Annotated in this window: 14 protein-coding genes; 3 read left to right on the top strand and 11 right to left on the bottom strand. The window is 55.5% G+C overall.

From position 1 onward, the window contains the following. Window positions 1-8: 8 nt before the first annotated feature. From B9Z44_RS09685 to B9Z44_RS09645, 9 genes are all read right to left on the bottom strand, one after another. Window positions 9-1148 carry a flagellar basal body P-ring protein FlgI gene (locus B9Z44_RS09685; protein ID WP_108359706.1) on the bottom strand — a complete coding sequence of 380 codons (1140 nt, stop codon included), beginning with the start codon at window positions 1146-1148 and terminating at the stop codon, window positions 9-11. Between the two features lie 2 nt (window positions 1149-1150). Next, window positions 1151-1834, bottom strand: a complete 684-nt coding sequence (locus tag B9Z44_RS09680) for a flagellar basal body L-ring protein FlgH (RefSeq protein WP_108402309.1) — start codon at window positions 1832-1834, stop codon at window positions 1151-1153. Between the two features lie 12 nt (window positions 1835-1846). Then, window positions 1847-2632: a flagellar basal-body rod protein FlgG gene (flgG, locus tag B9Z44_RS09675; RefSeq protein ID WP_108359708.1), complete on the bottom strand. Its 786-nt coding sequence runs from the start codon at window positions 2630-2632 to the stop codon at window positions 1847-1849. Between the two features lie 29 nt (window positions 2633-2661). Beyond that, window positions 2662-3426: a flagellar basal body rod C-terminal domain-containing protein gene (locus B9Z44_RS09670; RefSeq protein ID WP_108359709.1), complete on the bottom strand. Its 765-nt coding sequence runs from the start codon at window positions 3424-3426 to the stop codon at window positions 2662-2664. A gap of 22 nt (window positions 3427-3448) precedes the next feature. Further along, window positions 3449-7258 (bottom strand): flagellar hook-basal body complex protein, encoded by a 3810-nt coding sequence (locus B9Z44_RS09665; protein ID WP_108402308.1) that lies wholly within the window; start codon window positions 7256-7258, stop codon window positions 3449-3451. Window positions 7259-7298: 40 nt separating this feature from the next. Next, entirely contained in the window at window positions 7299-7991 is a 693-nt protein-coding gene (locus B9Z44_RS09660; protein ID WP_108359711.1) for a flagellar hook assembly protein FlgD, read from the bottom strand. A 5-nt stretch (window positions 7992-7996) separates the two neighbouring features. After that, window positions 7997-8422: a flagellar basal body rod protein FlgC gene (flgC, locus tag B9Z44_RS09655; protein ID WP_108359712.1), complete on the bottom strand. Its 426-nt coding sequence runs from the start codon at window positions 8420-8422 to the stop codon at window positions 7997-7999. 6 nt (window positions 8423-8428) lie between these two features. Then, the gene (gene flgB / locus B9Z44_RS09650; protein ID WP_108402307.1) at window positions 8429-8812 is read right to left on the bottom strand and encodes a flagellar basal body rod protein FlgB; all 384 of its coding nucleotides are present in this window, start codon (window positions 8810-8812) and stop codon (window positions 8429-8431) included. A 122-nt stretch (window positions 8813-8934) separates the two neighbouring features. Next, window positions 8935-10101 carry a LysM peptidoglycan-binding domain-containing protein gene (locus B9Z44_RS09645; RefSeq protein ID WP_108359714.1) on the bottom strand — a complete coding sequence of 389 codons (1167 nt, stop codon included), beginning with the start codon at window positions 10099-10101 and terminating at the stop codon, window positions 8935-8937. A gap of 109 nt (window positions 10102-10210) precedes the next feature. Between B9Z44_RS09645 and flgA the strand changes: the two genes are divergently transcribed. The 3 genes from flgA (at window position 10211) to B9Z44_RS09630 (ending at window position 11876) form a co-directional block, all read left to right on the top strand. Then, on the top strand, window positions 10211-10975 hold the full coding sequence (gene flgA, locus B9Z44_RS09640) for a flagellar basal body P-ring formation chaperone FlgA (RefSeq protein ID WP_211308698.1): 765 nt from the start codon (window positions 10211-10213) through the stop codon (window positions 10973-10975). Between the two features lie 116 nt (window positions 10976-11091). After that, entirely contained in the window at window positions 11092-11412 is a 321-nt protein-coding gene (gene flgM / locus B9Z44_RS09635; RefSeq protein ID WP_233246927.1) for a flagellar biosynthesis anti-sigma factor FlgM, read from the top strand. A 38-nt stretch (window positions 11413-11450) separates the two neighbouring features. Continuing rightward, on the top strand, window positions 11451-11876 hold the full coding sequence (locus tag B9Z44_RS09630) for a hypothetical protein (protein WP_108359716.1): 426 nt from the start codon (window positions 11451-11453) through the stop codon (window positions 11874-11876). A 3-nt stretch (window positions 11877-11879) separates the two neighbouring features. Here the strand turns inward: B9Z44_RS09630 and B9Z44_RS09625 are convergent, their stop codons facing one another. Further along, a complete protein-coding gene (locus B9Z44_RS09625) occupies window positions 11880-12161 on the bottom strand; it encodes an EscU/YscU/HrcU family type III secretion system export apparatus switch protein (protein WP_108359717.1) in 282 nt (93 codons plus the stop codon). Further along, on the bottom strand, window positions 12158-13243 hold the full coding sequence (locus tag B9Z44_RS09620; RefSeq protein ID WP_108402305.1) for a flagellar hook-length control protein FliK: 1086 nt from the start codon (window positions 13241-13243) through the stop codon (window positions 12158-12160). Before B9Z44_RS09620 ends, B9Z44_RS09625 begins: the two co-directional genes overlap by 4 nt.

Below are 13243 nucleotides of genomic sequence, written 5' to 3'. Positions count from 1 at the left end.
TGCTCGCTTTAGATGATGACTAGCTCGGCGCGCAGGCTGCCAGAGCTTTTCAAGGCTTCAAGAATGGCGATCAAAGCAGAAGGTGTGGCACCCACTTGGTTGACCGCATCCACAATTTGACGCAGCTCCACACCGGGCTGGAACAAGAACATGGGTTTGTTCGGCTCAGCCACTTTGATGTCGGCGTTTTGCACTTCGGTGGTTTGTCCACCAGCGAGCATGTTGGGTTGTGACACTTCGTTGGTCGCCGTGATGGCCACCGAGATGGTGCCGTGCGACACCGCTGCTGCTGTGACGCGCACCGAGCGGTTAATCACCACCGTGCCTGTGCGTGAGTTGATGACCACGCGCGCAGGCGGCTCACCGGGCGTGACCTCTAGGGCCTCGATCATGCTCATGAATGCGACACGTTGGTTCAAGTTTTGGGGAGCTCGTACCGATACCGATACACCATCAATGGCTTGTGCCACATCGCCGCCAAATTTTTTATTGATCGCGTTGACGATGGCCGTCGTGGTGGAGAAATCGTTTTCACGGATGTTGTAGATCACGTTTTCAGCAGACTCGAACGGCGTGTCCACAATGCGCTCCACAATCGCGCCGCCAGGAATTCGGGCAGAGGTAGGCACGCCAATTTGCACCTTAGAGCCAGCGGCACTGACATCAATGCCTGTGGCCGTCAACGCGCCTTGTGCCAAAGCGTAAATTTCGCCGTCCACACCGCGCATGGCCGTCATGATCAGGCTACCGCCACGCAAGCTAGAGGCTTTACCAATCGCAGACACGTTGATGTCAATGCGTTGACCAGGTTTGGAAAAACCTGGCAAGTCAGCCGTCACCAACACGGCGGCGGTGTTTTTGATGTCCACACGCGCGGCCGTGGCGGCTGTTTCAAAGTCGGTCAAAGGACCGTCAATGCGCACACCCATTTGCGAGAGCATGGCTTTCATGCTTTGCGTGGTGAAGGGCACCGAGGCGTCATCGCCCGTGCCTTGCAAGCCGACCACCAAACCGTAACCAATCAATTGGTTGGGGCGTTGGGCAGCCAGCGTGGCCAAGTCTTTGACGCGGTCAGCTTGTGCAGCACCGGTGGCCAAGACACACAGGCTGGTCACGCAAACGCGCAAGAAAGAGGAAAAGTTTTTCATACTTAGAAAGGCCAGTACTTGTGCATCAAGCTGGTACCCCAGCCTGCTTTGGTGGCATTGGCCAAGTCACCCGAACCGCGGTAGGCGATTTGTGCGTTGGCCAAACGGCGTGATTGCACGGTGCTGTTGGGGCCCACGTCTTCAGGGCGAATCACGCCTGAGACTTGAATGACTTCGGTGCCTTCAGACAGGCCGAGTTTTTTCTCGCCACGGACCATCAAGTTGCCGTTGGCCAAAATTTCGACCACGGTCACGGCCACTGAGCCGGACAACGAGGCTTGTTGGTCGGCTTTGCCTGCGCCTTTGCTGCTGTTGTTGTTGGCGTTGACGTCAATGCCACTCAAGAAAGGCGACATGTTGCCAATCTTGGTGTTGAAGCCAGAGGGCAATGAGTTTTTAGACTCACGGCTCACGTCTGTGTTTTGTGTGCGTGCAGCTTGTGTGGATTCGTTCAACAACACGGTGATGATGTCGCCCACCTGGTAATTGCGGCCACGGCCGAACCAGGCATCACTTTGCCGGTTGCTGTAAATGCCGCCGGTGGCAACTTTTTGCCGGTCAGCGGCAAGGGGGTACACCGGTTGGAATTCGGGCGAAGGTCGCAACACCATGTCGACGGGCTCGGTGGCGCAGCCTTGCAAGGCAACCACGAGACCGATGACGGATAAAGCACGCAATGTTGTCATGATGAACCTCAATCAGATGTTTTGGTTCAAGAACTTGAGCATGCCGTCCACGGCAGAGATGGACTTGGAGTTCATCTCGTAAGCGCGCTGGGTTTCGATCATGTTGACCATTTCTTCCACCACGTTCACGTTGGAGGCTTCGAGCGAGCCTTGCTTCAAAGCACCTGCGCCATTGAGGCCAGGTGTGAGCACCTGGGCCACACCGCTGGCTTGTGAGGCTTCAAACAAGTTGTTGCCAATCGGCTTCAAACCGCTTGGGTTCACAAAACGTGCGATTTGAATTTGGCCAATGTTTTGTGAACCACCACCGGCCACGATTTCGGCGGACACGGTGCCGTCTTGACCAAAGGTCACGCTGGCTGCGTTCTCAGGGATGGTGATGTTGGGAATCAGCGGAAAGCCAGACGCAGTCACGATCTGGCCGGTGTTGCTGATCTTGAAGTTACCGTCACGGCTGTACGACGTGGTGCCGTCCGGCATTTGAATCTGGAACATGCCACCACCCATGATCGCCAAGTCCAAAGGCGATTGGGTGTTGATCAAGTTGCCCTGCAAGTGCAGCTTTTCAGTGGCATTGATCTTCACACCGGTACCGAGCATCAAGCCCGTGGGTGACAAGGTGTTGTTGGTGGTTTGACCACCGGGTTGTTTGACGTTTTGATAGAGCAAGTCTTCAAAAACGGCACGGTCGCGTTTAAAGCCAGTCGTGCTCACGTTGGCCAAGTTGTTCGAAATGACGTTCATGCGCGTCTGCTGCGCGTCAAGACCGGTTTTGGCTACCCACAATGATGCATCCATGGCTTTAAGCCCCCTTTAATCTGTCAAATTCAGGACACCTTCATCATGGAGGCGCCCGACTCATCGTTGGATTTGCTTTCTTTGATCAACCGAACCTGGTGCTCAAACGAGCGGCTCTGTTCAATCAGCTTCACCATCGATGCCATTGGATTGACACTGCTGCCTTCTAAAGCCTGCGGTGTCAAAGAAACTGGCTCAGGACCAGTTGCAAAGTCCGTGCCAAGTGGTTTTTCGTCAACCCGAAACAAACCGTCTTCGCGTTTGATCAAGTTCGTGGTGCTGGCATCGCGGAGCATCAGGCTGCCCACCAGCTGTTCCTGTGGAATGCCTTGCTGGGTGGGGTCTGAGGCGAAGATTTCGCCTGTTTTGGTGATGTTGATGCGTGAGCCCACGGGAATGGTGATGGGGCCGCCATCTTGGCTTTGCACCATGTGGCCCGAACCGGTTTCCAACACGCCGTTGGGGTTGACGCGCAGGTCACCGCGGCGAGTAAATGCCAGTTTTCCGTCATTGCCGGTCACGCCGAGGACGGTTTTGTTGTTCAAAGAGACGTCCAGGTCACGGCCTGTGACCATCAAAGGACCGGCATCCAAGCGCACGCGGTCTGTGGTGTACAGACGGGGCTGCAAGCGCGAATCAAAGCCCTCACCCACCGCTTGGTGCGGTTGGATGGTGGCTTCGAAGGTTTGCTTGAAACCGACGGTGGTGACGTTGGCGATGTCGTTGGACAACTGTTGGCGGATCAAACGGTCTTCGTTGATCGCGGCCATCGCGTTGAAAGATAAACGGTCCATGTCAGTCTCTTAATCAGGCAGATTAGTTACGGATCTGAATGATGGTTTGCGTCATCGAGGTGCTGGTTTCCATGGCCTTGGCGTTGGCTTGGAAGTTACGCTGCTCGGTGATCAAGTCCACCAATTCTTGGGTCAAGTCCACGTTGGCACGTTCGGTCGCGCCGGAGCGCACCGTACCGAAACCAGCCGAACCGGCTTCACCGTATTTCGGTGTGCCTGAGTCAGAGGTTTTGTAGTAGTTGGTGTCACCGATCTGACGCAAGCCAGACGGGTTAGAGAAGTTGACCAACACCACTTTGCCCAAAGACTTTTGTGCGCCGTTGGAGAAGCTGGCAGAAACCAAGCCGTCATCGGCAATCGCCAAACCGACCAAGTCACCTTCGGGTGCGCCGTCTTGCGACTGCGACAGCACCGAGAACGGTGACGCAAACTGCGTGGACTTGGAGTAGTCAATGTTGATGGTCAAAGCGCCCTTACCGTTTGGCAAGTACACCGTGTCCAACTGCGCGCCTTGCTTGGGTGACACCAAGTTACCCGCGGTGTCAAATGTCAGCTCGCCTTTGTCAAAGTAAACAGGCGACCAGGCTGGCAAGGTGTCAAAGCCCGTAGCGGTCGATGACTCGGCACCGAAGCCGTCGATGTAGACCGTGGCGCCTTTTTCGTCTTTGAACGCGGTGGGCTTGATCCACGTGGTGGTCGTGCCGAACTGAGCGTCCAAACCGTCCAAGCCCCAACGTGCATCGCCGGTGACTTTGATGTACGAGTCAGTGGAGGCCGTGCCGGTGGTGAACTCTAAAGAGCTGGAGGCGCTGTTGTAGCTCACCTTCACGCCGTTGACAGACTCAGCCGTCAGGCCGTTTTTAGACTGGCTCTGCAAGTTGTTGATACCGTTTTGCAGCGCTTCCATGAAGGTGCCCAAGGTGTAGGTATCTTTAGGCGGAACCACCACCGTGCCGGTGATGCCGTTGACCGACACCACAAACTGGTTGTTGGTGCTGTCCACAGAGAAGTTGTTGTCCACGTTCACAGCCAAGGGGTTGCCTGTCAACACGGCGGGCTTGGAGGTGATACCGCGCAAAGCATCAACGGTCGAAGGTGCCACGGTGTAGTTGGCAGGGTCACCGGTCATGCCCAAGCCTTTGGAGGTTTGGGTTGCCAAACTACCAGGACGAATGTTGGTGATCGCAATGCCAGAGTTGTCACCCGTGGTGCCAGACTTAAACACAAACGTTTGTTTGACCGAGTCGTACTCGACTTTCATGCCGTAGCGCTGCTCGTTCAACGCACGGTAAGGCGATGTGGACACAGAAGGCGACAGGGTCAAGCCCACAGAAGAATCATTGACACCTTGCACCAAGGGGTCGCTCAAGTCCATGGCGGACTGCTCGCTGGACACCGTGACCTTGGCGTTGTCGGTGGGTGTGAACACCAGTTTTTGAGCTTGCGTGTCGTAAGTCACATCAACCAAACCGCTGTACTGCGAGTTACCGTCAATTTGAGACTGCACTTCGCGCACCAAATCTTCGCTGCGCATGTCTTTAGAACCAGACAAGTCGATCGGCAAATCTGGCAACACCGTTTTGTTGGATTTGGTCAGTGACAACTTAAACGTTGGCGTGCCGACGGTGGAGAAGTTGAATGGTTTTTCATCGCCATACGCACGGCTGATGACGTTGGTCAATTCATCCGCAATTTGAGCACCCGAGAGCTTTTTGCTCTGCGATGTAGACAAATGGCTCATGGACTCCAACAAGTGATCGAGGCCAACGACCACAGGGTCAATCGCGTTGTCGATGTTCACCGAAAAGAGGTTCTTCAGATCGTCAACGCTTTTCTTGGTGGTGTCCAAAATGGATGCCACGCCGTTGGCCAAGACGGGGTTGTTGGTTACTGCTGAGGTTCCGGGATTGTTAATCTCAGTGAACGTGGTGGGTGCCAATGCGGTGTTTGAGTACAGCTTCACTGCACCCGAAATAGAGGATGCGTTGGCGTTGCTGGGGTCTTTGGCTGTCAAGGTCAGCGCAGTTCCCGAGTAGCTGGCCACGTAGTCGGCAGAGAAGGTGGCGTTCTTGTTCAAGTTATCGGCCAAGTCCGTACCGCTGGTACCTTCCACCGTAATGGGTGCCGAGGTGGGGCCAAAGCTGGCTTTGAAAACGGTGGGCGCACCTGCAAAGGTGTAGCTCACCTTGGCGCGTGTGTAGGGTGTGGCTTGGTTGGAGCCTGTGAGGGTGACCGAGTTTTGTTGAACCACCACACCCGTGCTGGTGTCGTTGATTTCAGCGGCCGTCACATTGGGATCCAGCGCGGTGATACGTAGCACTGTATTGCCATAAACAGGCTCTGAACCCACCGACACATCGGTTGCTGCTGTTGAGATTTTGGTCAGTTCCATGCCGGTGATGTTGCGCTTTGCAGCGTCTGTCACGACCAAGGAGCCAGAGGTCAAGCTCACAGAAATATCAGAGCGGCCACCATCTGCCGCACGCAATTTGGTTTGCAATTCAGCGGCAAACGTGGAAGAGGTCAGTGTGCTGGTCAAGCCCGTCAAATCAAACTGCTGACCACCCACATTCACGCCAAAGCTTGCGAATGGGTTGGTAGGTGTCGAGGCTGCGCCAAAGTTCACGCTGCTGATGGTTCCCGTGGGTGACGCAGCTTGCGCCACGTAGGTCGAGGCAAAGCTAGAGTTGTTGTTCAAGGCCGTGACCACTTCAGCCAGCGTGGGCGCAGTGGTGCCGTTTGCAGGAATGTTGACCGTCACACGTGCAGCCGCAGGGCCGAAGGTGATGTCGCGTGCACCGACCGTGGTTGAGTCCACGGGGTAAGTCACCGCACTGCTGCCCTGTTGGCGCAAGAGGTCAGACTTGCTGACGTTCAAATAGTTGGCAAAGTCAACGCCATCGTTAGAGCCGGTGCCCAAATCTGTGGCAATGCCTGCTGTCACCGCAGCGGGTTGCGAGGTGCGAATGTCGGTCAAGTTGTCCAACGAGAACTTGATGGTTTTCTTAGAGAAGCTGCTGTTCAATTCAGCAATTTCTTCTGGCGTCTTAAAGTCGCTCTTGGCCTTGAGTTCGCCGTATTTGTTGACATACATGTCTTCACCCAAGGTGTTGGTGGCTTGCTGCAACGAGGCGTTGACCAGCTTGTCACCGACATACACATAGGTTTGCCATTTGTTGTTGGGGGTTTCTTGGCTCGCGTTTTGTGTCTTCACGTAGTAGACGGAGGCCAAGTAAGAGTTACCACCCGCGTCATACACGGTCAGCGCGGTGCTCTTGTTGTAGGTGTCGGGGTCGTTGCGGTTGAAGTCCTTGGTAATCACCTCGGCATCCGCAGGAAAGTTCAAGCCCAAAGACACCTTGCTGGTTTGTTTGGCCATGCCGGTGGTTTTTTGCGGGATGGTCAACACGTTCATGTCATCCAAGTTCGCTTTGCCGGACGAGTCAACTGACGCCGCCATCAAACGCTGACCTGCGGAGTTCACTACGTTGTATTGGTCGTTCATCATGAACACACCGTTACGCGTGAAGATGTCTTGGAAACCGTCTTGCGACTTGAGCGGGAAGAAACCGTCACCACTGATCGCCAAGTCCAAGGTGTTGGACGAGAACATCATGTTGCCCTGACCAAACTCTTGCACCACGCGTTTCAAGGACACACCTTGACCAATCGTGGCCGATGCTTTTTGCAAAGGGGATGTCGCAAAAATGTCGCCAAAGTCGGTACGGCTGCGCTTAAAGCCTGTCGTGCTCACGTTGGCAATGTTGTTGGACGTCACGCCCAGCTGTGCGGTGGCGGCATTCAAACCAGTGAGAGAGGTATAAAAAGACATGGTGCTTTAGCTCCTGAGAGAAATTCTTGAATTCTTGAAATTAGTAGCTGATGCGTTTCACATCAGTCAAATTGACTGTCTTGCCACCGGCGACTTCGAGCAACATGGTGCCGTCGGCGGTGCCTGCGCTGGTCACACCGGTCACTTGCGCGTAGGTGTTGACCGTGGGTTTGGTGACGGTGCCGTTGCTGTTGACCGAGGCCACATAGCGGTAGTTGCCGTTGGGCACTGCGGTGCCGCCGTCGTTCATGCCGTCCCACGCAATGGTGACGTCGCCCACAGGCTGTGGGCCCAAGATTTGGGTGCGCACCAAGATGCCTTTGTCATTGAAGATTTCAACCTTGATACCGTCTGCGCCCGTGGGTGCATTGACCACGCCTTGCGACACGGTGGTGTCCGTGACGGCCACAGGACCATCGGGCACGCCAACGGTTTTGCCAATCAAGGAAGTGGCACCCAGCAAACGGTCATTGGCCAAGCTAGAGACCAAGTTCTGCATGCTGGTTTTCATGGCCGTGGTGGCTTCGAGTTGTGAGAACTGCGCGAGCTGGGCCACGAAGGCTTCGTTCTTGACAGGGTCCAACGGGTTTTGGTTCTTCAACTGTGTGGTGAAGAGTGTCAAAAATTCCGTCTGGCCCATGTTGGTGTTCGTGGGCGTGGCTTTTTGTTGCGCTTGGTAGTCTTCGTACTTGACGATGCCACTAGGCAGGGTGGAGGTTGCTGTAGTTGCCATGATGATTAGCTCTTGGTGATTTCAAGGGTGCGCATCATCAATTGACGTGCGGTGTTCACCACTTCGACGTTGTTTTGGTAAGACCGCGAAGCGGCCATCATGTCGACCATCTCAGACATTTCGTTCACGTTGGAGTGAAAGACATAGCCTTCTTTGTCGGCGAGTGGGTTACCTGGCTCCCACGTCTTGCGAATGGGTGCGGGGTCGTTGACGATGCGGTCCACCTTGACGCCACCGACGAACTGAGCGCCTGCGTGTGTCATTTCTTGGTCCATCAAAGCTTTGAACAAGGGACGACGGCCGCGGTAGGCCTCTTCCTCTGAACCCGCGACCGAGTTGGCGTTGGCCAAGTTGGAAGCTGTGGTGTTCATGCGAATGGACTGCGCGTTCAGCGCGGTGCCTGCAATACCAAAAACGTTGTCGAGTTGCATGGTCTATTACTCCCCGCGCATGGCTTTACGAAGACCGCTGATGCGGTTTTCTAAGAATTGCAAAGTCGCTTGGTATTCACCAGCGGCTTTACCGTATTGGGCTTGTTCCACGTTCATCTCCACGGTGTTGCCGTCGAATGAGCTGTTGAACGGTGTGCGAAAACGCATGCCGTTGTCTTGCGCTTCTTGCAGACCGGCGTAGTGCTTGTCGTTGGTGGCCGTCAGATATTCAGTCTTGGCTTCTTTGAGCATCGCCTTGAAATCAACGTCTTGTGCTTTGTAGTTAGGCGTGTCGGCGTTGGCGATGTTGCGCGCCAGCACTTCCATGCGTTGGCTTCTCACGCCAAGCGCACGCTCGTGAATTCCAAAGGCTGATTTAAAAACGTCCATAACAAGACTCCTGTTTATTGACACATGGCCTCAAGTTGTGAGACCTCGTGTCGATTAATGCAAGAGCCGTGCCACGGTGGTTTTGACGGTTTGAGCGGCAAATGTTTGCCGCTGACGTGAAGTTAGCGAGCTTCCGTCACAGCCGCTTGTGCGGCATAGGCGCTCAAGCGAGCCGCCTGCATGGAGGGGCGTTGCGCCACTTCCGTCCCCAAACGTTCATTGGCGTTTTGATGCAAACCCGCCAAGATGGAATTGCGCGTGATGGGCGCACGCATGTCGCGGTTCACATGCAAATAAGCCGCTTGCTGACCCGGAATGTTCAAGGCAGCGTTGGGACGCGTTTCGTTACGCGCGGCTGGGGTGAGCACGGTTAAGTACAGATCATCCAAACCCACGGGGCCAAAGTTCTTCAAGCCCGTGTCATCAAAATACTTGCCCACCATGTCGAGTTGCTGCAACACGCTGTGGCCCAGAATGGCTTTGGGATTGGCACCAAAACCTGCGCTGGCTGCGCCGCGGTCAGGGCCATCACAAAACTGGATGATGCCGTGACAACGGCTGTTAGAGGCTTTGGGGTTCATGCCATCGCTCTCCATCAAGGTGAGGCGAGCAAAGTCATCGGGGGCAAAGCGGTGCTCTTGCGAGAGCTGAACAATCTTGTTCATCACCGCTTGTTTGTCTTGCGCGGGGATGAAGCCCTTTTCAATCGCGCGATCGATGGTTTTTTCCAGCACCACATTGCCACTGCGGTCTGAGCGCGTGAGCAACTGCACTTGGGCAGTGCCTGCCAAGGTGGCACTGCCCAAGGCTGTGTTGGTGTTCAAGGTGTTGACGTTGGCGGCAGGCGTGACCGCGGGGGCTGCCGCCGAAGCTGCGGCGGCTTTGTTGGCCGCAATGGCTTGGTTCACCGCTTGCGCTTGTTGCAAAGAAAAATTCAAACTGTCCAGGTTCAGCTGCTGACCTGGGTGAATCATGTTGGGGTTGGCGATGTTGTTCGAACGCGCCACGGTTTGCGCCAAGCGCATGGCTTCGTTGTTCGAAATGTTCACGCCGCGCGCAGCCATTTGCTCGCGCACGATGCCTGTCAACGTTTGGCCTGAACGAACCGCGGTGCCCCACGCTGCCGTGCTGCCCTCGGGGGCCAATGAACCAGATAGGCTGGCGCTGGCCATCGCGCGCGTGAAAGCGGGCGCGGTGCGGGCATACGCCAACTGACTCCGCGGCAGCTTGGGCATGCCGGAGGCGTCGGTGGTGTTCACCTGAGGGTTGTAGGACGGGTCGAGTCGCATGGAGGGCTCCGGTTAGTCGGTCCGTTGTAAAAGTTGGCTTCGTTCTTGCATGAAGGGTTGGGTCTGAACACATGTCAAAACATCAACACCGACCCGTATGACTATGCAAATGCTGTGCCTAAAAAATGCCGACACCCCACGCGTCAAGCGCTGGGGCTTGTGGCTGGCCGCATGCGTGCTAAGCCACGCCCAGATTGGGTTTGCAGCGGATTCACCTTTGCCAGATAGCGCCTTTGAGGCTTTGCAAAAGCAAGCCCAACAATGGGCTGCAAACCACCCTTCTTTCCAGGGTAAACAGGTGCAAGTGGTGCCTGTGGACCCACGCATCACGGTGCAAAACTGTCAACAAAACCTGCAGTTTGAGCAGCCGTTTCCTAATCAACCCGCCCTTCGCGTGCGCTGTGCGCAGCCCGCTTGGCAGCTTTTTGTCAACGTGAACACGGGTCAAGCCACAGCGCCGCTTAACCGCGCCAGCCCATCCGCGCCTGCGCTGTACAAAGTGCTGGTGTCCAAAGAGCTACTCAAGCGCGGCACGGTCATCAAGCCAGACATGTTCAGCTATGCCGACATGCCTGCTGCGGGCATGGAAAACCAAATCATTTCTGATACCAAATTACTCAAAAACATGGAGTTGGTGCGTGACCTCACGCCCAACACCCCTCTGCGTTCGTACGACGTGAAGACCGCTGTGTTGGTCAAGCGCGGACACGAGGTTCAGCTCACAGCAGGCGAAGGACAAGGCTTTTCCATCACAATGCGCGCGGAAGCGTTGCAAGATGGTGGTCTAGGTGAACAAATTCGCTTAAAAAATGTCGAGTCGGGTCGATCAATATATGGCGTGATCACCGGACCGAATGCCGCAAAACTGAGGTGAAAAGTGGTATTTAAAAAATATTTCAAGAAAACACTCAAGTTCTAGAATTTGAGGTCGATTGAAGTGTTGTGAAAAAGTTTTGACCTGGGTTACAGGTTAGAGAAAGTGAAAACATCATGAATGACGCAATTTCAAATTACGGTCGGATGACGCAATCGAACGCTGCGATTCGCAGCGCCATCGACAAAGTCGAAAAACGAAGCCCTTCTGCCGCGCAAGCCAAGGAAGACTTGGCTCCGTCTATGGAGAAAGCATCTTCCGCAGGAGCAGATAAAGTGAGCTTGAGCAACGTCGCCCAAAAAGTCATGGCGCAACCAGACTTTGACCGCTCCAAAGTAGAAGCCATCAAGCAGGCGATCAAGGAAGGCAACTACCCTGTGAACCCACGCCGAATTGCTGAGAACTTTGTGGCCCTCGAAAAAATGATCGGTAATTGAACGGCACTTCTGTCCCGATTGATTTTCTTTTGTCCGATATGACAACACCCGCCACTGACACACAGGCCTCCTCGCTCGAGCAGGCTTTGGCGTTGGCGAAAACACTGGAAGACATGCTTGAACAAGAGTTCGAGCAGTTGAAGGTGCAAGATTTAGATGCCTTTGAGGCGTCGCAAAGCACCAAGAATGAGCTGCTTCAGCAGCTCGCGCAGCTGGCTGGCATTCAAGGCCCAGACTCAGCCGACGCGCTCGGCCCAGAATGGGACGGTTTCAAAGCGCACATGGCCCATTGCCGCGACATGCATCGCCGCAACGAGGTGCTGATTGGCCGAAAGATTGACGCCATCCGTGGCGCTCTGCAAAGCATGCAAGTGCAAGACCCCACCAGCTCGGTCGAGATTTATGACCGCCTGGGCAAGGTCTCGCGCGGTCGACGCGGTGGCCGCGGCTACGCTGAAGCTTAAAAATTATTTAGGCTTTTCATCCCCGGGCTGCATGCCCTTGAGCCAGTACACCCACGCCAAAATCACGGCGACAGCGGTGAACATATCTTCCGGAATTTCTTGCCCCACATCGAGTCGGCTCAACATGGCCAACAGGCGTGGGTCTTCGGCCACGTACACGCCCTGCTTCTTAGCCTCAGCCACGATGCGGCGCGCCAGTTCGTCGTCGCCCTTGGCGGTGACGGTGGGTGCCTTGTTGCGCCCATATTCCAGGGCCACGGCTTGCATGTAGTGTTTGTCGGTCATGCGCGGGTGTCCACCAAGCTGCCATGTTCGGTCGGGGGATGGTCTTCTAGGGCCTCTGGGCGTGGCGCGTTGTAGACCTGAAAACTGCCCATGCGCAGACCCGCGCTTTCAAGTTCATCGGTCAACTCGCTGGCGTTGAATTTGGCCAAATCAGCCACGTCTTTGTTCAAGGCCCACATGGTCAAGTCCACCTGGGCGTTGTTGCTGATGGTGGTTTTGAGCCACACCTCTCCCAGCACGCGGCTTTGGGTGTGCATGTTGACCACCAGCGGGTTCTTGGGCTGGCCCGGTTTGTTGCCTTTTTGCTCAAAGTGCAGCGCCACAGGGTCGGCATCGCGAAACGGAATGACCAAGGCGAAGTTCAGCTCGCCTTTGCGCAAATTTTGGGCAGACTGAACTTGCGCCGCTTCGACTTCATCAAGGGCGTGATGCAGGCTTTCTTGGGTGTCGCCACTGTCTTCTTCCACACGCGCACGTTCAGCCATGAGCAAACGCAGCAGCACCTTGGTGTTGTCGGCCACGGGCTCGCCCTCAGCCAAGCTGGCTTCAGAGGTTTTGCTGTGGCCCAGCACAAAGCGTTTCAAGGTTTGCGCTTGCAAACTGCCCATGCTCAGCCGTTGTGCGGTGATGCGCTTTTTCAATTCGCCCGCGTCTTGCACCGGCGGCACCAAGCTCTCCAACACGCCGGGACGCAGCAGGGTCAGCAAACTGGCAAAGCCGCCGGGCTGAAACAGCAGGGTGTTCAAGCGCGTGGGAATGGCCGCCTGCGGTGCCTCGGGCCCCGCAAAATTGCCTGTGTGCAGCAACTGCAACGCCCACTTGCCAGCAGGCAAGAGTTGCGCGCGCAGCTGCACCAAATCGCCCTCTTTGATGTAGGGCTGCAAGGGCAAATTAAAAATGTGCTCGTTGAGCGCCAGCTTGAGCTGTTGGTTCACCACAGTCGCAGTGGCTTGCACCACTTGGCCATCGTGCAAACCGAGTTGTCGTGCCACGGGCGCTTCTACATACGCGGTGCGCATTTCCAAATGAATAGGCGCCACACGCGAAATCGCGTTGACGCCTTCTGGACCTAGGATGGCCAT

This window comes from Limnohabitans curvus, assembly GCF_003063475.1.
Classification (GTDB): Bacteria; Pseudomonadota; Gammaproteobacteria; order Burkholderiales; family Burkholderiaceae_C; genus Limnohabitans; species Limnohabitans curvus.
The sequence above is the reverse complement of the archived record's forward strand: the minus strand, read 5'-3'. Positions and strand labels throughout refer to the sequence as shown.